Below are 21,389 nucleotides of genomic sequence, written 5' to 3'. Positions count from 1 at the left end.
TTGACCAATAGAATGAAAGGAAATTGAAAAAAATAATACTTAGGTAGACTTTCATTTTGTTTGGTTTTTAAATCTCTAGAACATTCAATATAGTTATTTTTGAAAAATTAGTTCAGTAAAAACTGTTTTTTTAAAAGTCAATACCCTAAAGTGGGTATTTTTCGGGGGTTTTCGAACTCGCTCGGATTCCTTACTTTTGTCAGAATCCTAAAAAATCCCCATGACCCGATCCGAACTATTTGCCCAAATCCAGCAAAAATCTTCCTTTCTATGTGTAGGTCTTGATCCGGATTTGGAGAAGATTCCTCGTCATTTACTTGCTGAGCCGGATCCGATTTTTAGCTTTTGCAAGGCAATTATCGAGGAAACGGCCGATTTTGCGGTGGCTTACAAGCCGAATATTGCCTTCTTTGAAGCGCTAGGGGCAAAGGGTTGGGAGACGCTAGCCAGGGTAGAAGAATTGATTACAGATGATATTTTTACCATTGCTGACGCCAAGCGTGGGGATATCGGGAATACATCAAAACTCTATGCCAAGGCTTTTTTTGAGACTATGGATTTTGATTCAATTACCGTGGCTCCCTACATGGGAAAAGACTCGGTTTCTCCTTTTTTGGAGTTTGAAAATAAATGGGTGATTCTTCTTGCCCTGACTTCGAATGCGGGTTCATCCGATTTCCAATTAATTCAGGACGAATCTGGGCAACCCCTTTATAAATCGGTTTTAGCTAAAAGTCAAGAATGGGGAAGCCCGGAAAACCTCATGTATGTGGTCGGGGCAACTCGGGGAGAGCTGATCGGCGAGGTGCGAAAATCCGCTCCTGAGCATTTCTTCCTCGTGCCGGGCGTAGGCGCTCAAGGTGGAAGTCTCTCCGAGGTTGCCAAATACGGAATGAATTCCACTTGTGGGCTTTTGGTCAATTCCAGTCGGGGGATTATTTACGCTTCGGGAGAAAAAGACTTTGCGAAGGCAGCACGAAGGGAAGCAGAAAAGCTTCAGGTAGAAATGAAGAGTTTGTTAGAGCAGTACCTATAAACTAGCCGGTCCCAAAAATTTCTTGTCAACGGGAGTGTCATTACTCACGTTTTTGAAGGGCCGAACTAGATTGATTAGTTTCTAATTCTCTTCTTTTTGATTGGCTGTGAGTGCAGACTTTCCTTCGGAAAAGGCAGGCCACAAAGCGGAGTTGGATGGTTTTTTAAAGCTGCTATTTGCGTCTTTAGTTTGAAATATTTATTTTCATAAGCTTTTAGTCCTCAGGCTTATGAATTTTAAAGAAGATTTTTTACAACTCGTCTGGAAGTACCAGTATTTTGATCGGAAAGGCCTCCAAACCACAGATGGACAATCGGCCCAAATCCTGAATGTAGGTATTCATAATCTAGGCGAAGGTCCTGATTTCAGAGATGCGACGATAGTTTTAGACGGAGTGACATTTCATGGCCATTTGGAGGTACATCGCTTGGCTTCTGAGTGGAAGCAGCATGCACATGATGGAGATTCGGCCTACAATTCGGTCATCCTCCATGTGGTCTGGAAAGATGATAAATCCGCTCTTCGAAAAGATGGAACTCGTATTCCTACTTTGGAATTAGAGGGGAGGATTTTTCTGGAAATCTGGCGGAATTACGAGCAGCTTCTCCATTATGAGCAAGACCTGCCTTGTGGTCACGCTTTGTCTCAGGTGCCCGAAATCATCCGATTTTCAGCTTTGGAAAAGGCTCTAGTAGAACGCTTGCATCAAAAATCAGAGCAGATTCTTCAGATTCTGGATCAGACCAAGGGTGATTGGGAAGAGACGGCTTATCGTTGGCTGTTTCAGTGTTTTGGTTTCAAGACCAATGCTAGTCCGATGTTGGATTTGGCTAGCCTACTACCTTATAAAATCCTTCAAAAGCATCGAAATCAATTATCTGCGGTGGAAGCGATGCTTTTTGGTTTGGCGGGGCTTCTGCCCGACAAAACGGAAGAACCCTACGTGCAGCACCTGATTCGGGAGTATGATTTTTATCAGAAAAAGTTTGTCTGGCAGGATCAGCTCCTTCGTCAGCACTGGAATTTTATGGGAGTTCGTCCCAGTAATTTTCCAACCCTAAGGATCGCCCAACTTGCTGCAATTTTGGCTAAAGCTCCCAATTTACTTCAGGCCGTGATGGAAGATTCCAGGGACTTTGCTTCTTTCAAAAAGCTATTGCAAGTCCAGCCTTCAGACTATTGGTTATATCATTACTCTTTTGGGAAGTCTTCCGAAAAAATGGCCTCTAGAGGTATTTCTGGTACGGTTTTGCAGCTGCTTATCATCAATTTTGTTATGCCGCTGTGGTTTGCTTACGGCCGCTATTTCCAAAATCCAGATTGGCAGGAGCGATGCTTTGATCTCCTTCAAGAGATACCTGCTGAGCGGAATTTTATTATTCGAAAGTTTGAGTCATCCGACTGGAAAGCGGCAAACGCCTTCGATTCCCAAGGGATGATAGGGCTATTCCGGACCTATTGTTCTCCTAAGAAATGCTTACAATGCAAAATCGCCCAAAGTTTGATTAAGTCGACAAAAGGTTGATTTTTTGGCGATGGTGTTGAATTGCCGTACTTTTGCAATCCAAAATCAAGAAAAATGGATAAACCAATCATAATATTTGGAGCAAAAGGAATAGCCCAGCCAGCTTTGGAGATTTTCAATAGCAATGAAGCTGTGGTCTATGGCTTTCTCGAGGAGGACGAAAAGTTGCATGGCTCCGAAATCAACACGGTGCCTGTGTTGGGCCATCCGGAAGATGATGGATTTCTAAAACTGATTGGAAAGAAGACAGAAGCCTTTGTAGCAGTCGATGATGCCAAGTACCGGAAGTTTATTGTGGAGCTTTTGAATGAGCGACGCAAGGTACAGCCGGTCAATGCGATTCATAGCACAGTATTTATTTCCAGTGATGCGGCGATTGGCCATGGCAATTTCATCAATGCTCGCGTTACTTTAGGAACTGGTACCGAAATAGGCCAGCATTGTATTTTGCACACCGGAGCGATCATAGATCATCATGTGAAAGTGGCAGACTATGTGCAGATCGGAGCAGGAAGCATTATCAATTCGGAGGTGACGATCGAAGAAGGTGCATTTATCGGTTCTGGCGCAACAATTGTGTCGGGAGTGACCATCGGGAAAAATGCCCGAATAGGAGCCGGTTCGGTTGTAATCAGCTCAGTTGGAGCCAATGAGACGGTCTTTGGGAATCCAGCAGCAAAAATTAAGTAAGAAAGGGCCTAGGCCATTTCCCTTGTGGAGGAAATTTAAGAGGAAATAAATATCGAATGCTGAATGTCGAATACTGAACAATGAAGTGAACCATCAGACATCCGGCATCGGACATCAAACAAAAACCAAACACCCTGCCGAAACAGGGCTTCAGTTATGGAACAAAACAACGATTACCAAATTCTCCTGTACTATTGCTATGCAAAAATCGAAAACCCCGAAGAGTACAGGGAGCAGCACCACCTATTTTGCGTGGAAAACAACATCCGGGGTCGAATCATCATTTCAGATGAGGGATTGAACGGAACGGTCTCTGGACTGAAAGAGGACTGTGAAAAGTACATGGCCTATGTCCATGCCGATCCTCGATTTGCCAAGACTGAGTTCAAGATTGACAATCATGATAAGCATGCCTTCACTAAAATCCACGTAAGGTATAAGCCGGAGATTGTGCATTCTTCACTTAGGCATTTGGATCCCAATGTCCGCACGGGTAAGCATTTGGAGCCGGAAGAGTTTAAAAAGCTCAAAGATCAGGAAGATGTGGTCATTTTGGATGTCCGATCAAACTACGAGCATGAGTTAGGGCACTTCAAAAATGCACTCACTTTGGATATTGACAATTTCCGGGATTTCCCAGAAAAAGTGAAGGAACTGGAGCATTTGAAAAACAAGAAAGTCCTTACCTATTGCACAGGAGGGATCAAGTGTGAAAAGGCATCTGCATTTCTTTTGGAGCAGGGTTTTGAAGATGTCTACCAGCTTCATGGTGGCATTATCAAATACGGAATGGAAGCAGGTGGAGAGGATTTCGAAGGTAAATGCTATGTCTTTGACAATCGGATCGCTGTAGATGTCAACAAAGTTAATCCGACCATCGTATCAAAGTGTCATGTCTGTGGTACTCCTTCCGACCGTATGGTCAATTGTGCCAACTCGGTCTGCAATATCCATGTGCCTATCTGTGAATCATGCGGATGGGAATTGGAAGGTGCATGCTCTCCTGAGTGCAAAGAGCATCCCGAGAAGCGTCCCTATGATGGTACAGGATACTATCAAAAAAATACCAACGGTTACAATCCTTACAAAGGACTTCACCGAAAGCCAAATAAGGATCAGATCTTAAAACTACATGGAGAAACACAGGATTCCTGCATCTGAGTTGATTATCAATCCGGATGGAAGTATTTATCATTTGCATTTGAAGCCAGAAGACCTGGCTTCACTTGTTTTTACGGTTGGGGATCCGGATCGGGTAGCTCAGGTTTCCCAGTATTTTGACCGGATAGAAATCAAAAAGCGAAAGCGTGAATTTGTGACGCATACGGGTTATCTCCGGGGGCAGCGGGTGACAGTCATGAGTACGGGAATGGGTACAGATAATATCGAAATTCTCATGACAGAATTGGATGCTCTAGTCAATGTGGATCTGGAGCATCGAACGGTGAATGATCTAAAAAAGGCACTTAAAATCATTCGTTTGGGGACTTCAGGAAGTATGCAGGCGGATATCCCGGTAGGAAGTCTTCTCGCCTCCGAAGTAGGGATTGGAATGGATACCCTCATGCAGTTTTACCCATCTTTAGCCGAAGATCAATCCATAGCAGAGCTGATTAGACAGGAGCTGGGGCTTGGTTTTTTGCCTTATCAGGCATCAGCTTCATCAGATTTGTTAAGTAAGCTTGATGAACGATTTTTTAAAGGTGTCACGCTGACTTGTCCCGGATTTTATGCTCCGCAGGGAAGAGAAGTTCGATTGAAACCTCGATTTGAGGATATGATTTCAAGGTTGTCATCTATCGAATCAAAGGGCAAGCGCTTAACCAATTTTGAAATGGAGACGGCGGGCTATTATGCTATGGGTAAATTGCTGGGCCATGATATGCTAAGCCTGAATGCTATCGTAGCAAATCGTCCTAAAAATGAATTTGATAAAAACGCTGCAAAAACCGTGGATACGTTGATCCACACAGCCTTAGAATTATTCGTTGCTTAAAAAGTGATCACCCTTACGCGAGATACCGACGAGAGAGGGGAGATTTTTCCAATTGAAAGTCTTCCCATTCGTGGTAATCAATGTCTTGTAAAATCCTAGTCAAAAACTCAGCACACTCTTGCTTGCAAACATATATTCCAAACAAGTTTTGGTTCTCATTAACTCGAAAGGTCCGCTTGCTATCAAAGAGTTTGACCAAGTCCGCCCAACTGCCCAAAATCAATAATTCGTCTCTATCCTTGATAGTTTGAATTATCTTAAAATTTCCAAGTTGACTTGAAATTTTCATAGCTTAAAAATGATTAATGATATTCAAACCTATGAAATCAACGTACATCTAACAATACGTAGAAATACCTATTTTCAGTCTTATAGCATAGAAACTGCTTTTGAGAGTCAGAAAACTGCTTAAAAAATAAAATATAAGAGCTGTGCTTAGTACAGGTTTTCCTTATTGTTTTGTGCCCAGATCAATAGGGAGTTGTGCTTTTTCTCCAGATTAAGCTTGGAAATAATATTTGAACGATGCTTGTCAACCGTTCGCTCAGAGATAAAAAGCTGCTCGGCAATTTCTTTGGTCGAATGACCATCTGCGATCAAGCGGAGAATTTTGAGTTCAGATGGGGTCAAAGAATGATCAGAGAGACAATCTTCCTTTTTCAGACCTTCAAAAAGTTTTTCACTGAAAAACTCCTGTCCAGATAGCACAGTATCAATGGCTTTTCGAAGGTCATTTAGTGCAAATTCCTTAAGGATATATCCACTGATGTTGAGTTCCTTCGCTTGCTGATAAAATTTCAATTCTTTGTGAAGGGTCAATAGAATTACTCGGGTTTTTAAGCCCAATTTTTTGCAATCCGCTGCTACTTCCAGACCAGTCATTTCAGGCATTTCCAAGTCGAGAATAGCAAGTGGAGGCTGACTGTCTACGATGGCATCTAATGCATCCTTGCCATTATGGAAGGCTCCAATCACTTCGAGGCCAAGATCTGCCAAAAATTCGTGAAGTCCCTTCAGAAGTATCGGATGATCGTCTGCAATGATTACCTGGTGACGCTGCTTATCCATAGATCAAAAAACTTAGCTTGGTTCCCTTTCCCTTCTCACTATTTACCTTCATGGTGCCTTTGATAGATGCTGTACGTTCTTTGAGAGTTTTGAGGCCTAGACTATGAAAGTCTTGGTATTTCTCCGAAAAATCAAATCCTTTTCCATTATCCTCAATGCTCAACTCGATATGATTTTCTTGTTGTACAAGAAGCACGCGCATGGCTTTGGCCTCCGAATGCTTCAGGATATTGTTGATGCTTTCTTGTGTGATTCGATATAGCTGCAACTCCACATTTTTATCTAATGTTTTGGACAAGGGTTCTATTTCATGCGAAACGAAAATATCTGTTTCCGAATCTATTTGATCCAAAAGATTAATCAATGCCTGAGCTAATCCCAGTTTTTCCAATTGCATGGGATGGAGTGACCTGGCGATGGACCGCAATTCGCTGATTGCGGTATCGAGCATTTCGCCTGCATTTTCCGGTTGATTGAGAGCAACTTTGTTTTTGATAAGGAGCAGGCTTTGACCTAAGCCATCGTGTAAGTCCTTTGATATTCGCTTTCGCTCCTCTTCTTGAATTTTAAGTAGTTCCTGCGAAAATTCCTCCTGAAGTTTCTTTGCCTTTCGGGTGTTTTTCAGGTTTAAGGATAGGAAAAAGATAATCCCTCCAACGATTAGAACTAGAATGACTCCCAGGAATAATTGAATGCGAAATCTGGATTCAGTTTGTAAGTCTTCAAGCTCAAGATTTTTTCGAAGGATTTCTCTTTCCTTTTTCTCTGTCTCATAGAGTGTCTGGTAGTAAGCAAAAGATGTTGCTTGATTCGCTTCAAAAATAGAGTCCTTATAACTTGTAAGCTGACGGAGAGCATTGAGTGACTCATCAGTTTGACCTGATTTTTCATACGCTTCTTCCAAAAGTTCCAAAGCCCCTATTCGGTGATCCATGTTTTCCTTGCTAGCCGATAGTTCGAGTAGTCGCTGAGCAATTGCTTTGCCTTGAACGAGGTTTCCCGAATTTATTTCAAGAAGGCCTTTGGTGATCAGATAGGCTCCATTTTCATTCCAGTTTTGAGGTACTTTGTCTTTTACCTCTTCACCTTTTTGGAAGTATTTCCTTTGAGATTCAAGTTCATTTTTCTCCCCATAATACCTAGAAAGCGAAAAATAGGTCATGGCTTCCAAGTAAAAATCCTCCGGCTCAAATGGAATGAGAGCCTCCAGTTCTTTGAGTTTTTGAAGCTGAAGAGTTTCTTCCCCCATTTTTCGATAGGTCTCAGCCATATTATAGAGCTGTACCCCTAGGTCACCTTCGATTTCTCGGGTTTTATAAAACTCCACCAATTCCTCTCTGATACCCTGTGCAGGTTCGTAGATGCCATATTTACTGAAAAGGATAGCCATACCTCCCTTGGTGTAGTTGGCAAAATCTTCATCGCCTTGGGATTCATAAATGTCTCTGGCAATCTGATAGTCTTGCATGGCTTCAAGCATATTGCCTTGATAATCTTCTGCTTGACCTCTGAAAAAATAGGTGTCTGCGATGTATAGTGAATCATTTTCGTCCAAATGCTCAAAAGCCCGGGTATAATGAGAAATAGCTGAGTCAAATTCCTGTAGATTAAACCAGGCACCCGCAATTTTTAGCTCAAGATTTCCGAGCAAAAGCGAGTCCTGGATTTGATTCCGATAGGAGAGTGCTCGCTCGAGGTAAGATTTTTTGACCCAATTCGAACTATCCAAAAAGGTAGGATAGTGAAAGAAATCAATGGCTTGCCTTGCCATATTCTCATACTCTTTTGAGCTTTCATAGAAATTAATCAATTGAAGATAGAGCTGGGTTTTTACACTGTCAGGAGTATCCTCTTCTTTGATTATTCGGGTCCAGTTTTCGGCCTGCTCAGCGGTCGGGGGATTTTCCTGCTTCTGAAAACCGAAAGCAGAGCTATTAAAAAAGGCCAATCCTAAAATAGTAGAGTAAAAATATCGAAAGGGCATAGCTCAAATATACATAATGATCCGAATAAGAGGCCTTTATGTTGCTATTGTTTCTTTTTGGAAAAATCTGATAAATTGAGGCATGAGTCAGTTGACCGAACAGATCGAATTTGCCTTACGAGAAAAGTCAATTCCCGAGAAAGCCGCATTTTTTCCCAAGTTTTTCAAGGCCTTTCCGGGAGGATATGGAGAAGGTGATTTGTTTTTGGGAGTTAAAGTCCCTGATCAGCGAAAGATAGCCAAGCAGTTTTTCAAAGAAATCAGTCTGAAAGAATTATCCGAATTGGTCCAAAACCCTTATCACGAAATGAGACTGACCGGGCTTTTGGCTTTGGTATACCGCTATGAAAAATGCAAGACTGAGGAGGAAAAGAAAAAGCTGGTGGACTTTTATTTGGCTCATTTGGATTATGTGAACAACTGGGATCTGGTGGATACAAGTTGTCACCAGATTTTGGGAGCATACTATCTCAAAAGAGAAAAAAATCTGTTTTATGAATTAGCAAATTCAGATCATCTCTGGAGGCAGCGGGTGGCTATGATTAGTTCTTATCATTGGATCAAAAGAGGAGATTTCAAGGATGCTTTGGCTTTGGCGGAGCAGCTTAAAAATCATCCCCATGACTTGATGCATAAAGCGGTGGGTTGGATGCTCCGGGAAATCGGAAACCAGGATTTTGATGTGGAAATGGTATTCTTGAAAAAGCACTACCAATCCCTGCCTCGAACAGCCTTACGCTATGCCATTGAGAAGTTTCCAGAAGAATTGAGGCAGGATTTTTTGAAAGGGAGAATATGAAATATAGTAGAAATATATTTCATGAAATCGAGCCCGCCTGCTGACAGGCATGACAAAATTCAATACATAGTGAAGTGTTTTTCAATATGCGAGATTCCTCCCGATAGCTATCGGGATGACCATTGAAAATAAATAATAAACAGATGAAATTGAATCCCTTCGGGAGTCGAAATAGCCTCGCTCGCCTACTGAAAGCCTATTTGTTTCCAAAGTATTTCACCGACCGCAGGAAGGTTTATTTCTATTGTATTTCAATCATTAATCTTCTATCCCCTCCAATTCACTCAATTCCAACCAAGTCATTTCGAGTTCTTCCAGTTCGGAGTCAATTTCAGCGATCCGATTTGAAAGCTTCAAAAGCTCCTCATGATCTTCAATGCCAGCGGCAATTTGCGCAGTGATTTTTTCCTTCTCGCCCTCCAGTTTAGCAATCTGCTCGTTGGTCTTTTTAAACTCCTGCTTTTGCTTAAAGCTAGCCTTGACTTTTGTGTCAGATTTAACAGAGTCATCAAGCTTATTTTCTATCTTTTTCTCTTGTCTCTCGCTTCTTGATTCAGACGTCTTTGTACTTGATACTTGGTACTTTGTACTTTCCTCCTTCTCCCACTCTCTGAAATCCGTATAGTTGCCAGGGAAGTCCCTGATCACCCCTTCTCCCTCAAACACAAAGAGGTGCTCCACCAATCTGTCCATAAAGTATCGATCGTGCGAAACGATGATCAGACAGCCCGGAAAAGTATCCAAAAACTCCTCCAGAATATTCAAGGTCATCAGGTCTAAATCATTGGTTGGCTCATCCAGTATCAGGAAGTTGGGATTCTTGATCAGTACCATCAGTAATTGCAGTCTTCGGCGCTCTCCTCCGCTCATTTTTCCGATGGGGGTAAACTGCTGCTTAGGGGGAAAGCCAAATTGATTCAAAAACTGTCCGACGGTGATGGTCTGCCCCTTGTTGAGAGTGACTACTTCAGCCACTTCCTTCACTACGTCAATGAGTCGTTTTTCCTCATCAAAGCGATCTTCTTCCTGTCTGTAGTAGCCAAATAAGGTGGTTTGCCCTTGAGTAACTTTCCCCTGATCGGGTTCGATAAGGCCTGTAATCATCTGCAGAAAGGTGGTTTTTCCTGCTCCATTGGGGCCTACGATCCCGATGCGGTCCTTTTTCTTGAAGATGTAAGAGAAATCTTCAATCAGTTTCTTCTCTCCATAAGACTTGCTGATTTTATCGATTTCAAGGATTTTATTCCCCAATCTTTGGGTGGATACGGACAACTCAATATCCCGCTCTTCCCGTTTGGTAAAGGCCTTTTCCTTCGTCTCTTCGAAAGCATCCACGCGATACTTGGCTTTGGTTCCACGTGCTTTGGGTTGTCGACGGATCCAGTCCAGTTCCTTTTTGTATAAACTTTTGGCTTTTTCGATCTCGATGTCCTCGATCTGCATGCGCTCCGCCTTTTTGTCCAGGAAATAGCCGTAATTCCCTTGATAGCGATGAATTTTGCCTTGGTCGAGTTCGAGGATTTCGTTGGTGACTTTTTCCAAAAAATAACGGTCGTGAGTCACCATAAAGATGGCTAGGTTCGCTTTGGCCAAATAGTCTTCCAGCCATTCGATGGTCTCCAAGTCCAGGTGGTTAGTAGGCTCATCGAGCAGGAGCAAATCCGGTTTTTCTAGAATGGCTTTCGCCAAAGCTACCCGCTTCCGCTGACCTCCGGAGAGATTTCCAACCGGCAAATCAGTGTCATGTAGGCCTAATTTCCCCAAAACTTCTTTCACCTGATATTCAAAATCCCAAGCTTGAAGTGCATCCATCTGCTCAAAAAGCTTGGCCATTTTGTCGGAGTTGTCTATCCCTCGCTCCGAGTCCAGCATGGCCTTGTGATAGTCTTCGATCACTCGAAGCACTTCCGAATTACTTTGGTCAAAAATCGTCTGATAGATACTCAGATTGGAGTCAAAAACCGGGTTTTGGTGCACGTAGGCGATTTTCACGGCATTATTGAGAGCCACTTGTCCGGTATCGGGGATTTCCAGTCCCATGATGATTTTCATCAGGGTGGATTTGCCTGCCCCGTTGATGCCGACTAGGGCGATTTTTTGTCCCTGGGAGATACCGAATGAGATATTGGAAAAAAGCTTGCGCTCGCCAAAGGCTTTGCTGAGATTTTCAACCGAAAGGTAATTCATGGGGCAAAAGTACGGGAAAATACTGTGGAAATACGATGGAAATACAATAGAAATAGGGCCTCCTTTGGAGGCTGAAATACTATGGAAATACACCCTCCTTCGTTGGGTGAAATAATGTGGAAATACTGGGACTCGGCTCAAAAAGTTTGGAAATAAGGCTCACTCTTAAAGCAAATTGAGCCGTATTTTAAATAAATTCAGGGTATTTGAGCCGAATTCTATGATTTCAATCAATTAATTCAATCAACTCAAACCGAAAAGCGTCTTCCTCCGCATCGGGGTTTTCGGGATTGTTGGTGGAGAGGTAAAGTCCTTTTTCGGTTATAAAGTGATTGTTTGGGAAATAGATTCCCCCTTCGAAATAACTTTCAGTGATCAGTCCCAGGTCTTTCCCTCCCAGATCAACTCGAATTTTTGGATCTTTCCTATCTTTCTGCCATGAAAACCATCCACGATATCCTTAAGCTCGGTGACCCCAGATTGTATCAAGTTTGCGAACCTGTACTCGAATCCGAATTGGATCAGGTATCTGTATGGACTCTTCAGTTACATGAGGCGATGGAGGATATCCGTCGGGTGTATGGCTTTGGAACTCGTATCAAGCTGGATAACAGTTTGTCTGTACTAAGATCGAATTAGTATTTTTCAGGATAAGGGATAGAAAATTTTACTCCTTAGAATTCTTTGATTCTGACTTTCAGTATGTAAGGATTTTCATAGGTTTCAAAATTTTGATAGATGCGATCAATTAAAGAGTTTGCCTTTAGGAAGTCAGGAAGCGAAGGGTTTCCTTTTAGCTTATCAATTTCCGATTTGATTGCATAGGGATCTACGGAAAAAAAGAGGAATTCACTATCGCTTCCAATTGGGGTATAGGCCAAGTAGGAGCTCAAATTTGAAAAATCGTCTCCAAATTCGCTTGACCAACCTTTTGTAATTTTAACTTCATGACTACTTCTATTTACTATTGCAGTATAGAACTTAGAACCTTGAATAATGAAAAGGAATAAATTTTTGTTTGTTGGCTGGATTGAAAAAACAGAAGCATAATCATTTTCTGCTGCTTTATTTCTGAAGTCCATGATGTTTTCAAAGTCACGATCAAAGAATTCCTCCGGGGTTTGAAATTCTCCAAGATCAAAAAAATACTTTGCCCTAGCTCCTGATTCACCTAAAGTAAAAAGCGTATCGCTATCAGAATAAAAGAACTCTGTTTTATCTCCTGTATTATAAAATGTGTCATTATTGAGTACGCTGAGATAATTTCTTTCTTTGCCAATTTTGCTGTATCCATTAATTTTTTCACCAGTCTTTCCCGAGACTAATACTGCACGATTTCCGTCTCCATTGAAAAAAACTCCACCGTAAATATAATAATCATCACCTTGGGGAATAAACGAAGTTGCTAAATATAGAAAAGGGTTTTTCCATTCATCGTGAAACGTTCCTTCAACAGTAAACCGTAGCAATTTGCCACTGTTTTTGTCTAGAACCTCCAAGAGATTGGAGTTTTCATTCCATCGGATATCATCCACTGACTGATATTCTGCTGGGCCCTGACCTTGGTTCGAGAGCTGATTTAATATTTCACCATTTGAATCCAAATGCAAGATTTTTTCTGAGCTAAGGATCCAATAATTTTTTTCAAGCGATAGGATTCTTTTGATTTTGGTGATCGGATTACCTTCTGAATCTTTTAAGGAGATTAAATCCTCTACCGTAAAGATGGAATCAAATCTACCTGACTTGGCATCCTGAAGATTGATGGCGATTGATTCTAACTCATTAATGGTTTCCTTAGTTGATGAAAAACAACTAATTATCAAAAAAGAAATGAAAAGTGTTAAGAATGGAGAAAGACTTTTTTTCATATAAAGAATAATTTAAAGGAGGGAATTACCCTCCTTTATGGTTCACTAAGTATTTTAAGAACAAGGTATCCCTGAACAGCTGTCTATCGGATTCGTACTTTCTACACAACAATAAGTATTGGGACCTACTTGTGCCATTTTATAATATTTCGGTTCTTCCTCACAGTTCTCCTCACACATTGTTTGTGCTGTTGTGCCCATAGAAATCAAAAAACCGAAGCTAAAAACAAAAAGCCCAACTCCTAAAATTAACTTTTTCATAATAAATTTAGATTATAAAAACACATCCTCCTCGAAAGGAGCGGCTAGTCAATCGACTAACTGTTTCTAACATATTATTATTATTATTCAAGAAAATTGGCTGACTAAACACATGAAATTAGTTATTCTTTTGATAAAAGGTTTGTTTATTGTGTTAGTGGTCAGTTGAAGTCAGCTCTTTTCTTTTAATCCAAACCTTCCTGGAATTTTGGATCTTTCCTATCTTTCCTCTATGAAAACCATCCACGATATCCTCAAGCTAGGTGACCTCAGATTGTATCAAATTTGCGAACCTGTACTCGAATCCGAGTTGGATCAGGTATCTGAATGGACTCAGCAGCTGCACGAAGCAATGGAAGATATCCGTAGGGTGTATGGCTTTGGAAGAGGAATTGCTGCTCCTCAATTGGGGATTATGAAGCGGATGTTCTATCTCAATTTGGATCGGCCTTATATCATTCTAAATCCGGTACTTCAAAACCTGAGCGAGGAAAAATTCGAACTCTGGGATGATTGCATGTCCTTTCCCAATCTCTTTGTGAAAGTAGAAAGGCATCAAAGCCTGACCCTGGAATACCGGGATGAAAACTGGGAAAAGCAAAGCTGGCAAGTGGAGGGAGCGATCTCCGAGCTGATCCAGCACGAATACGATCATCTTGACGGAGTACTTTGTACGATGAGGGCGATGGATGAGAAAAGTTTTAAGTGGAGGATTTAAGATTCGGGGCAGCTTACTTATTTTGGAGCAATTAAAAGATAGCCGTCGCAGATATGCCTCCCTACGGTCGGCAAGATATGCTTCGCAAGATATAGGAAGGTTTAACCCTTAAGGTTTATCTAGGTAGCTTTTGCTACCTTATCTTCATTTTATCTGCGTAGCTATCTTATTTAATTGTATGGCTCCATTTTTGATCTCCTCCCATAAATTCTAATTCATGTCCAAGCCCTGGGATTCCTATATCAAGCAGTTTCGGCATTACCTAAAGATAGAGCGGTCGCTAAGTGATAATTCCATCGAGGCTTATTGCCGGGATGTGCAGCGATTGGCGGAATTTGTAGAAATAAATTTTCAGGGTTTAAGTCCCTTGGACGTGAGCTCCAAAGAACTTCAGGCTTTTGTACGGATGATCGGTGAGCTCGAACTTTCCGAATTTACCCAAGCCCGGATGATCTCGGGAATCAAGGCTTTTTATCGGTTTTTGGTTTATGAGGACTTGGTCAAAAAAGATCCTGCTCAGTTGCTGGAAGCACCAAGATTGGGTAGAAAGTTGCCTGATACACTGAGCTTTCACGAAATCAATCAAATCTTGGAGGGGATTCCGCTAGGCGAAACCCAAGGACATCGAAACCGTGCCATGCTGGAGTTGCTTTATAGTAGTGGTTTACGTGTTTCCGAACTGATCAATTTGAAAAAAAGCCAGATTTTTGAAGACATTGGCTTCCTGCGAATCGTGGGAAAAGGCAATAAGGAGCGGCTCGTTCCTTTCGGAAAGGATGCACTGAAATATCTGAAAATCTATCAAGAAGAAGTGCGGAATCACCAAAATATTGCCCGTGGACACGAGGAATATGTATTTCTCAATCGACGAGGGAAAAAACTGAGTCGGGTGATGATTTTTATGATTATTAAGGAGGCAGTGGACCGAGTTGGGATTCAAAAAAATGTGAGCCCTCATACTTTCCGTCATTCCTTTGCCACACACTTGATCGAAGGCGGTGCGGATCTTCGCGCGGTGCAGGAAATGCTGGGCCATGAAAGCATTACCACCACCGAGATTTATACCCATTTGGACCGAGATTACCTTCGTCAAGTATTGACTGATTTCCATCCAAGAAATCAGAAAAATGGATAATTGGTGATTGTATTCACCAAAAATCAGTGTTTTTGGTGATCGTATTCACCAATTGTACATAAAACAATAAATCAGTACAGTTAGGGACTGATTGAAATAAAAAAATCCCCGAGGAAATCCTCAGGGAAGTTTTAAAGTTTACAATCCAGATGAAAATTTGAGTTCACCTGACATCGGACATCCGACACCAGACTTAAAGCATCATTTCTTCAACACCTCTCTCGAAATCACCAATTTTTGGATTTCTGACGTTCCTTCACCGATGGTACAAAGCTTGGCGTCACGATAGTATTTCTCCACCGGATAGTCCTTGGTAAAGCCATAGCCTCCGAAAATCTGCACAGCTTCATTGGAGACCGAAACAGCTACTTCAGAAGCATAGTATTTCGCCTGAGCTCCAGCTAAGGTTACTTTTTCCCCTCGGTTTTTCAGATCAGCTGCTTTGAAAGTCAGTAAACTCGCCGCTTCCACTTGGGTAGCCATATCTGCCAGTTTGAAGGAAATTCCCTGAAATCTACTTATCGGCTGATTGAACTGCTGACGCTCTTTGGAATACTGAATGGAAGCTTCCAATGCACCCTCAGCGATTCCCAAAGAAAGTGCTGCGATAGAGATTCTACCTCCATCCAAAATCTTCATGGATTGGATAAAGCCTTCCCCGACTTCGCCCAGGATCTGACTTTCGTGAACCTTACAATCCTCAAAAATCATCTCTGCTGTCTCAGAAGCCCGCATGCCGAGTTTATCTTCTTTTCGGCCTCCTTTGAATCCAGGAGTGCCTTTTTCGACCACAAAAGCCGTCATTCCATGAGAGTCACCGACTTCACCTGTCCGGGCTATTACGACTGCTACATCACCCGAATAGCCATGGGTGATAAAGTTTTTAGCTCCGTTGATGATGTAATATTCCCCTTCCTTCTTGGCGACGGTTCGCATATTTCCGGCATCCGAACCGGTATTGGGCTCAGTTAATCCCCAAGCACCCAACCATTCGCAGGTAGCGAGTTTTGGAAGGTACTTTTTCTTTTGCTCCTCATTGCCAAATAGCATGATGTGCCCTGTGCAAAGGGAATTGTGGGCGGCCATGGAGAGTCCGACGGAAGGGTCCAGTTTGGATAGTTCTGCGATGGCTGTGACGTATTCAAAGTAGCCAAAACCCGAACCTCCATATTCATTAGGAACGAGCACGCCCATCAGGCCAAGCTCTCCCAGTTTCTTGAAAAGCTCAATCGGGAAGTGCTGATTGTCATCCCACTCCTTTCGGAAAGGAGTGATCTCCTTTGCTCCGAAGTCCCGAATCATTTCAGCGATCATTCGCTGATTTTCATTCATATTGAAATTCATGGTATACTTTGGGTTTATATGCTGTAAATCAAACCCTAAGATTCAGAATTAGTTTGGTTCAAGCAAATCGCCACATTCCATAGAAGATTGTGTTCTTTTCCAAAAAGGATACTTTTTTTTCTACAAAAAATCTCTTTTTATTATTTAATTGCTATGAAATATTGCTCTGCTTGGGTTTTTATTTGTCTATCCCCTTCCTAAAAAAATCTACTGTCATGAAATCAAGCATGACGTACCCGTCACACAAAGAGAAGATTGTAAAACAGACGAGATTCTCCCGAATCAAGTTCGGGACAAGCTATATGACCTTAAAAAAAATTATAATCATATGAAACTCCGAATTTGGTCTAGCCTTCTCCTTTTTTTAGTACTTAGTCCATACGTATTTGGACAATCTCCTCGACAGATTGTCGACAGTTTGCTGAATAGCGCACAGCAGGAAAACGCTGATGAAACTCTTGCTGCGATCTATGGGGAATTGGGCTGGACCTATGCCGCTATTAATTTGGATTCAGCGATCTACTATGGTCAATTGGCGGTTGAACTGTCTGAGAAAACAGGTGATCAGGCGCTTTTAGCACAATCTTACAGTGATTTGGGCAGTGGATACCTGCAAAAAGGTCAGCTGCAGGAGGCAAGTGAGGTATATCTAAAATCCCTTGAAATTCGAGAGGCAAATCGGGATTCGCTCGGAATGGCTAAGGTTTACAATGCCTTGGGCTTTATCCTTCAGCGGAAGTACGAATCAGATTCTGCGATCACTTATTTTTTGAAAGCCCTACCCATTTTCGAGAAGGAAGGGGCCCTGCTCAATGCCGCTACTATTCTGAATAATATCGGAGTGATCTACCAAAACATGTCCAATTATCCCAAGGCCATAGAGTTTTACGAACGGGCTGCTGTCATGCGAGAGGCTCAAAAAGACTTTAGGAATCTGATTGGAAGCTATGCCAATCTGGGGACAACTCATAAGTATTTGGGGAATTTTGATCAAGCAGAGGAATACTTTCAGAAAGCCATTGATTTGGCTATTCGGGAGGATGACCCTCTCAATTTGGCAGTTTCCTATCGGATGTATGCCTTTTTTCTTCAAGAAAAAGGAGACATGGATCGTCTAGAAGAAGTTGCTCAAAAAGGACTGGAAGCTGCCAGAGCTGTCAATGCACTCTATGAGGAAGCAACCATGGAATATGCTTTGGGAGTGGTTGAAAACACAAAAAAGAACTACAAAAAGGCCAAAGAATATCTAGAATCGGCAGCTGAAAAGTTTGTGAGCCAAGGTGCCGAGGATGATGTGTTCGGGCCCTATTTGGAGTTGATAACAAGCTTTGCCGCACTGGGAGATGCCGACAGTTCGAGGTATTATGCCAACCTCTATCAATCCACCCTGCGAAGCAAGGAAGAAAAAGCTGCAAAGGAACTAACTGCCGAACTGGAGACCAAATATCAAACAGCCCTCAAGGACAGTCAAATTTCGGAGCAGCAACTGCAAATTCGCAATAAAAACTTTCAACTTTATGGTTCGCTCCTTATGGCCTTGGTGCTCGGACTGGTGGGCTACCTTCTCTACAAGCAGCAAAAGCTGAAAAACCGGCAACTGGAGCAGGAGGTAGAACTCAAGGAGGCTTTGGCTCAAATAGAAACTCAAAACAAACTGCAGGAACAAAGGCTTTTGATCGCCCGAGACTTGCATGATAATATCGGGGCGCAATTGACCTTTATTATTTCTTCGATCGAAAACCTCAAATACTTTGAACCCATCAAGGAAACCCTGACTCCTCGCTATGAGTCGATTGCCAATTTTACAAAGCAGACTATCCGCGAACTTCGGGATACTATCTGGGCAATGAATAGTGGAGCTGTTACTTTGGAAGATTTGGTCGGTAGGGTTAAAAATTTCATTCAACAGGGGAAACAATCAACGGATGTCAAACTCGAATTTGTGCAGGAGGAGGGGCTGGACCTTTCGAAGAAAATCAGCTCGGCGAATAGTATTCAGATCTTAAGAATCGTGCAGGAAGCTGTTCAAAACGCTGTCAAATACGCCGAAGCAAGCCAAATTCAAGTGATTTTTTCTCTCAGTGAAAATCAGCTTCAATTTCAGGTCATAGATAACGGGAAGGGCTTTGATCTGGAAAAGGTCAAAGTGGGAAATGGCTTGGGAAATATGCAAAAAAGAGCTGATGAAATCGAGGCCATTCTTTCTGTGAAATCCGAAACTGGGCAAGGAACAGAAATTAGCCTATTACTCCCGCTGTAGGGTTGTCAAGGTTAAATAGGTGATTTGTCGTATTTCGAGGCGATGTGTTTCGATTTAATTTTGAAGAAAAGCCTGAATTGACTTTTCCTCTGATTTTGTCGTAATGCCTCTATCCGATCTGACTCTTTCTGTATTGATCTTTTTGATCTTCTTTGTCTTGGCAGCCTTTCACTTTTTGCTCATTCGCGAGTATGCCAAGCAAAAGCGGATTCAAAAAAAGCGATTGGAGGACTTGGAGCTTTTGGTGCAGCAAGAGATACAGCGCTCCAGGAATTTGGATCAGAGCAATACGACCTTGAAAAAGATAAAAAAGAAGACGGATCAACGATTGGAGCTGATCCGTCTTCAGATAAAGTCTTTGGATAAAAATTCGGGTGAGGCTAAGCTCTGATCAATCCGGCAAGGCAAAAGCCACATAGCTATCACCGCTTTTGGTGCCCTTTCCTCCTCCGCAGGCAATCACCAAAAACTGTTTGCCATTTTGCTCAAACATAGCCGGTGTAGCATGGCCCGAGGCGGGAAGGTCAGCCTGCCACAAGAGCTCGCCAGTATCCTTGTCAAATGCCCGAATCTTCTCGTCTTTAGTTGCTGCAATGAAGAGCAAGCCTCCTGCAGTGACTACCGGGCCTCCATAGTTTTCTGTGCCCGTGGGTGCAAAGCCTTGCTGACTTAAGGAGTCAATTTCTCCCAAGGGTACCTGCCATTTGCGCAGTCCGGTTTGCATATCGATGGCTGTCAAAACTCCCCAAGGTGGGTTGGACCCATAGAGCCCCTCTTTGGTGAGAAGCTTTTTGTAGCCATTCATGTAGTATCGAGGATTGAGGGCCGCATTTTCTGCTTCCAGTTCCTTCTTGTCTCCTTCCTGACTTTTCCCCAGCAAATAATCGACTAAAACATCCCGCTGCTCTTCGGAGAGATAGTCAAAGGCAGGCATGGCACCTCGTCCCTTTTTCAGTAAAGCAGTGAGGGAATCAGGACTGTATTTCGCTTCAAGATTCAAGAGAGCAGGAATAGCCGGAAGGTTTCCTTTTCGCTCCAGACCATGGCAATTGCCACAATAATTGGTGTATACTGACTTGCCTACATTTTCAAAATCCGAATTAGGCGTCATTTCAATCATCCACGGGATTTGATTGGCATTGACATAAAAAGTCTGTGTCTCGGGATCGAAAGCTGCTCCGCCCCATTCTGCTCCACCATCCATTCCGGGGAATAAAACAAGCGGTTTTTCAGCATTTGGGGGAAACCACATATCTCCGTAGAGTGCATTTTGAAGCTGATCGCGAATATCAGCCTCCCATTCGGGCCTGAGGTTTAGGATATCTTTTTCTTCAAAAACCAAATTCATGAAAGGCTCCGGGAGTGTAGGGAAAGGCTGAGTGGGGCTGCTTTGCTCTCCAGGTAAACTGCTCTGTGGGACAGCTCGCTCTTCGATGGGCCAAAGGGGTTCCCCGCTTTCCCGATCAAATACATAAGTAAATCCTTGTTTGGAGGTTTGGGCGACAGCATCGATCCATTTGCCATCATGATTCACGCGAATAAGGGTAGGAGGAGAGGGGAAGTCCCGATCCCAAACATCATGATGAACTCCTTGAAAATGCCAGATTCGCTCCCCGGTTTTGGCATCCAAAGCCAAAAGGGAGTTGGCGAATAGATTGTCCCCATGCCGGTAGCCTCCCCAAAAGTCATAAGTAGCTGACCCCGTAGGGACAAATACCATTCCCCGCTGGTAATCGACCACCATTCCTGCCCAATTATTCGCTCCGCCGATTTGGGAGACGTACTTTGAATCCCATGTATCATATCCAAATTCTGGCTCTTTAGGAATCGTATGGAATATCCACTCCATTTCCCCGGTGGGAATATGATAAGCCCTGATATGTCCAGGTGCAGCATCCAAGCCCTCGGATAGCCGCATTCCGATGATTAAAAGATCTTCGAAAACCACGCCGGGTGCATTGGCTACGATCAAAAAATCCTCTCGTTTATCATCCAGTCCTTTCCGCAGATCTATTTTTCCGCCATCTCCAAAGCTTGGAATAGGCGCTCCTGTCAGTGCATCAACCGCCATGAGCCAGTTGCCTGCTCCAAATAGGATCCGTTTATCTTCCCCCTTTTCCCAATAGCTTACACCCCGATTGGTTCCGGCCCAGGAGTTTTCCCCTCCCAAAATCTCAAAGGGATCAAAACGCCAAATTTCCTCTCCACTCTCTGCATCCAATGCAAAAACATCCAATCCGGGCGTAGTTGCATAGAGAATTCCATTTTTGACGATAGGTTGACATTGGATTTGGGATCGTTCAGTAGCATCGCCGGTTTGGTAGGTCCAAGCTACGGAAAGCTGTCCGACATTTTCTCGGGTGATTTGGTTGAGTGAGGAATAGCGGCTTCCGTCCTCAGGCCCCCCGTAATGCGACCAATCGGTGTAATCGATTTCTTTTGGTTCGGGCTTGCAAGCGGAAATCAAAATAATGGCAGCCCAAAGGGTAATTCTACTTTTCATTGGGTTTTGGTT

Annotated in this window: 18 protein-coding genes; 11 read left to right on the top strand and 7 right to left on the bottom strand. The window is 42.8% G+C overall.

Annotated features, from left to right (window positions below; all coding sequences use genetic code 11):
• The first annotated feature begins 220 nt into the window (after positions 1-220).
• The 5 genes from pyrF (at position 221) to CDH51_RS08985 (ending at position 5,247) form a co-directional block, all read left to right on the top strand.
• On the top strand, positions 221-1,036 hold the full coding sequence (gene pyrF / locus CDH51_RS09005; protein WP_100628300.1) for an orotidine-5'-phosphate decarboxylase: 816 nt from the start codon (positions 221-223) through the stop codon (positions 1,034-1,036).
• Positions 1,037-1,265: 229 nt separating this feature from the next.
• Positions 1,266-2,561, top strand: coding sequence for a DUF2851 family protein (locus CDH51_RS09000; RefSeq protein WP_100628299.1), 1,296 nt, complete (start codon positions 1,266-1,268; stop codon positions 2,559-2,561).
• Between the two features lie 54 nt (positions 2,562-2,615).
• A complete protein-coding gene (locus tag CDH51_RS08995) occupies positions 2,616-3,251 on the top strand; it encodes an acetyltransferase (protein WP_100628298.1) in 636 nt (211 codons plus the stop codon).
• A gap of 156 nt (positions 3,252-3,407) precedes the next feature.
• The gene (trhO, locus tag CDH51_RS08990; protein ID WP_100628297.1) at positions 3,408-4,412 is read left to right on the top strand and encodes an oxygen-dependent tRNA uridine(34) hydroxylase TrhO; all 1,005 of its coding nucleotides are present in this window, start codon (positions 3,408-3,410) and stop codon (positions 4,410-4,412) included.
• The gene (locus CDH51_RS08985; protein WP_100628296.1) at positions 4,384-5,247 is read left to right on the top strand and encodes a nucleoside phosphorylase; all 864 of its coding nucleotides are present in this window, start codon (positions 4,384-4,386) and stop codon (positions 5,245-5,247) included. The genes trhO and CDH51_RS08985 overlap by 29 nt, the downstream gene beginning before the upstream one ends.
• Before the next feature lie 13 nt (positions 5,248-5,260).
• Here CDH51_RS08985 and CDH51_RS08980 read toward each other — a convergent pair whose 3' ends face one another.
• The 3 genes from CDH51_RS08980 to CDH51_RS08970 form a co-directional block, all read right to left on the bottom strand.
• The gene (locus tag CDH51_RS08980) at positions 5,261-5,536 is read right to left on the bottom strand and encodes a hypothetical protein (RefSeq protein WP_100628295.1); all 276 of its coding nucleotides are present in this window, start codon (positions 5,534-5,536) and stop codon (positions 5,261-5,263) included.
• 146 nt (positions 5,537-5,682) lie between these two features.
• The gene (locus CDH51_RS08975) at positions 5,683-6,315 is read right to left on the bottom strand and encodes a response regulator (RefSeq protein ID WP_100628294.1); all 633 of its coding nucleotides are present in this window, start codon (positions 6,313-6,315) and stop codon (positions 5,683-5,685) included.
• Positions 6,308-8,299 (bottom strand): tetratricopeptide repeat-containing sensor histidine kinase, encoded by a 1,992-nt coding sequence (locus tag CDH51_RS08970; protein WP_100628293.1) that lies wholly within the window; start codon positions 8,297-8,299, stop codon positions 6,308-6,310. The genes CDH51_RS08975 and CDH51_RS08970 overlap by 8 nt, the downstream gene beginning before the upstream one ends.
• An 82-nt stretch (positions 8,300-8,381) precedes the next feature.
• On the opposite strand from CDH51_RS08970, the gene CDH51_RS08965 reads away from it, so the two are divergent.
• Positions 8,382-9,098, top strand: a complete 717-nt coding sequence (locus CDH51_RS08965; protein ID WP_100628292.1) for a DNA alkylation repair protein — start codon at positions 8,382-8,384, stop codon at positions 9,096-9,098.
• Between the two features lie 258 nt (positions 9,099-9,356).
• Here CDH51_RS08965 and CDH51_RS08960 read toward each other — a convergent pair whose 3' ends face one another.
• A complete protein-coding gene (locus CDH51_RS08960; RefSeq protein ID WP_100628291.1) occupies positions 9,357-11,285 on the bottom strand; it encodes an ABC-F family ATP-binding cassette domain-containing protein in 1,929 nt (642 codons plus the stop codon).
• A 438-nt stretch (positions 11,286-11,723) separates the two neighbouring features.
• Between CDH51_RS08960 and CDH51_RS08955 the strand changes: the two genes are divergently transcribed.
• Positions 11,724-11,924: a hypothetical protein gene (locus CDH51_RS08955; RefSeq protein ID WP_317045933.1), complete on the top strand. Its 201-nt coding sequence runs from the start codon at positions 11,724-11,726 to the stop codon at positions 11,922-11,924.
• Positions 11,925-11,959: 35 nt separating this feature from the next.
• On the opposite strand, the gene CDH51_RS08950 is transcribed toward CDH51_RS08955, so the two are convergent.
• Positions 11,960-13,156, bottom strand: a complete 1,197-nt coding sequence (locus tag CDH51_RS08950) for a 6-bladed beta-propeller (protein WP_100628290.1) — start codon at positions 13,154-13,156, stop codon at positions 11,960-11,962.
• 493 nt (positions 13,157-13,649) lie between these two features.
• Here CDH51_RS08950 and CDH51_RS08945 point away from each other — a divergent pair, with 493 nt between their 5' ends.
• Positions 13,650-14,135: a peptide deformylase gene (locus CDH51_RS08945; RefSeq protein WP_100628289.1), complete on the top strand. Its 486-nt coding sequence runs from the start codon at positions 13,650-13,652 to the stop codon at positions 14,133-14,135.
• Positions 14,136-14,352: 217 nt separating this feature from the next.
• Positions 14,353-15,270 (top strand): site-specific tyrosine recombinase XerD, encoded by a 918-nt coding sequence (gene xerD, locus CDH51_RS08940; RefSeq protein ID WP_100628288.1) that lies wholly within the window; start codon positions 14,353-14,355, stop codon positions 15,268-15,270.
• A 201-nt stretch (positions 15,271-15,471) separates the two neighbouring features.
• Here the strand turns inward: xerD and CDH51_RS08935 are convergent, their stop codons facing one another.
• The gene (locus CDH51_RS08935; protein WP_100628287.1) at positions 15,472-16,614 is read right to left on the bottom strand and encodes an acyl-CoA dehydrogenase family protein; all 1,143 of its coding nucleotides are present in this window, start codon (positions 16,612-16,614) and stop codon (positions 15,472-15,474) included.
• Between the two features lie 328 nt (positions 16,615-16,942).
• Here CDH51_RS08935 and CDH51_RS08930 point away from each other — a divergent pair, with 328 nt between their 5' ends.
• Together CDH51_RS08930 and CDH51_RS08925 are read left to right on the top strand one after the other, a co-directional pair.
• Positions 16,943-18,874 (top strand): tetratricopeptide repeat-containing sensor histidine kinase, encoded by a 1,932-nt coding sequence (locus CDH51_RS08930; protein WP_100628286.1) that lies wholly within the window; start codon positions 16,943-16,945, stop codon positions 18,872-18,874.
• Between the two features lie 103 nt (positions 18,875-18,977).
• Positions 18,978-19,265: a hypothetical protein gene (locus CDH51_RS08925; protein ID WP_100628285.1), complete on the top strand. Its 288-nt coding sequence runs from the start codon at positions 18,978-18,980 to the stop codon at positions 19,263-19,265.
• On the opposite strand, the gene CDH51_RS08920 is transcribed toward CDH51_RS08925, so the two are convergent.
• Positions 19,266-21,377 carry an outer membrane protein assembly factor BamB family protein gene (locus CDH51_RS08920; protein ID WP_100628284.1) on the bottom strand — a complete coding sequence of 704 codons (2,112 nt, stop codon included), beginning with the start codon at positions 21,375-21,377 and terminating at the stop codon, positions 19,266-19,268.
• Positions 21,378-21,389 lie beyond the last annotated feature (12 nt).

Source organism: Algoriphagus formosus (genome assembly GCF_002807035.1).
Taxonomy (GTDB): domain Bacteria; phylum Bacteroidota; class Bacteroidia; order Cytophagales; family Cyclobacteriaceae; genus Algoriphagus; species Algoriphagus formosus.
This window is presented reverse-complemented; position numbering and strand designations above follow the sequence as displayed.

Bases quoted from the DNA above. Each gene is read 5' to 3' on its own strand.
- pyrF (WP_100628300.1), top strand. From the start codon at position 221: ATGACCCGATCCGAACTATTTGCCCAAATCCAGCAAAAATCTTCCTTT.
- CDH51_RS09000 (WP_100628299.1), top strand. From the start codon at position 1,266: ATGAATTTTAAAGAAGATTTTTTACAACTCGTCTGGAAGTACCAGTAT.
- CDH51_RS08995 (WP_100628298.1), top strand. From the start codon at position 2,616: ATGGATAAACCAATCATAATATTTGGAGCAAAAGGAATAGCCCAGCCA.
- trhO (WP_100628297.1), top strand. From the start codon at position 3,408: ATGGAACAAAACAACGATTACCAAATTCTCCTGTACTATTGCTATGCA.
- CDH51_RS08985 (WP_100628296.1), top strand. From the start codon at position 4,384: ATGGAGAAACACAGGATTCCTGCATCTGAGTTGATTATCAATCCGGAT.
- CDH51_RS08980 (WP_100628295.1), bottom strand. From the start codon at position 5,536: ATGAAAATTTCAAGTCAACTTGGAAATTTTAAGATAATTCAAACTATC.
- CDH51_RS08975 (WP_100628294.1), bottom strand. From the start codon at position 6,315: ATGGATAAGCAGCGTCACCAGGTAATCATTGCAGACGATCATCCGATA.
- CDH51_RS08970 (WP_100628293.1), bottom strand. From the start codon at position 8,299: ATGCCCTTTCGATATTTTTACTCTACTATTTTAGGATTGGCCTTTTTT.
- CDH51_RS08965 (WP_100628292.1), top strand. From the start codon at position 8,382: ATGAGTCAGTTGACCGAACAGATCGAATTTGCCTTACGAGAAAAGTCA.
- CDH51_RS08960 (WP_100628291.1), bottom strand. From the start codon at position 11,285: ATGAATTACCTTTCGGTTGAAAATCTCAGCAAAGCCTTTGGCGAGCGC.
- CDH51_RS08955 (WP_317045933.1), top strand. From the start codon at position 11,724: ATGAAAACCATCCACGATATCCTTAAGCTCGGTGACCCCAGATTGTAT.
- CDH51_RS08950 (WP_100628290.1), bottom strand. From the start codon at position 13,156: ATGAAAAAAAGTCTTTCTCCATTCTTAACACTTTTCATTTCTTTTTTG.
- CDH51_RS08945 (WP_100628289.1), top strand. From the start codon at position 13,650: ATGAAAACCATCCACGATATCCTCAAGCTAGGTGACCTCAGATTGTAT.
- xerD (WP_100628288.1), top strand. From the start codon at position 14,353: ATGTCCAAGCCCTGGGATTCCTATATCAAGCAGTTTCGGCATTACCTA.
- CDH51_RS08935 (WP_100628287.1), bottom strand. From the start codon at position 16,614: ATGAATTTCAATATGAATGAAAATCAGCGAATGATCGCTGAAATGATT.
- CDH51_RS08930 (WP_100628286.1), top strand. From the start codon at position 16,943: ATGAAACTCCGAATTTGGTCTAGCCTTCTCCTTTTTTTAGTACTTAGT.
- CDH51_RS08925 (WP_100628285.1), top strand. From the start codon at position 18,978: ATGCCTCTATCCGATCTGACTCTTTCTGTATTGATCTTTTTGATCTTC.
- CDH51_RS08920 (WP_100628284.1), bottom strand. From the start codon at position 21,377: ATGAAAAGTAGAATTACCCTTTGGGCTGCCATTATTTTGATTTCCGCT.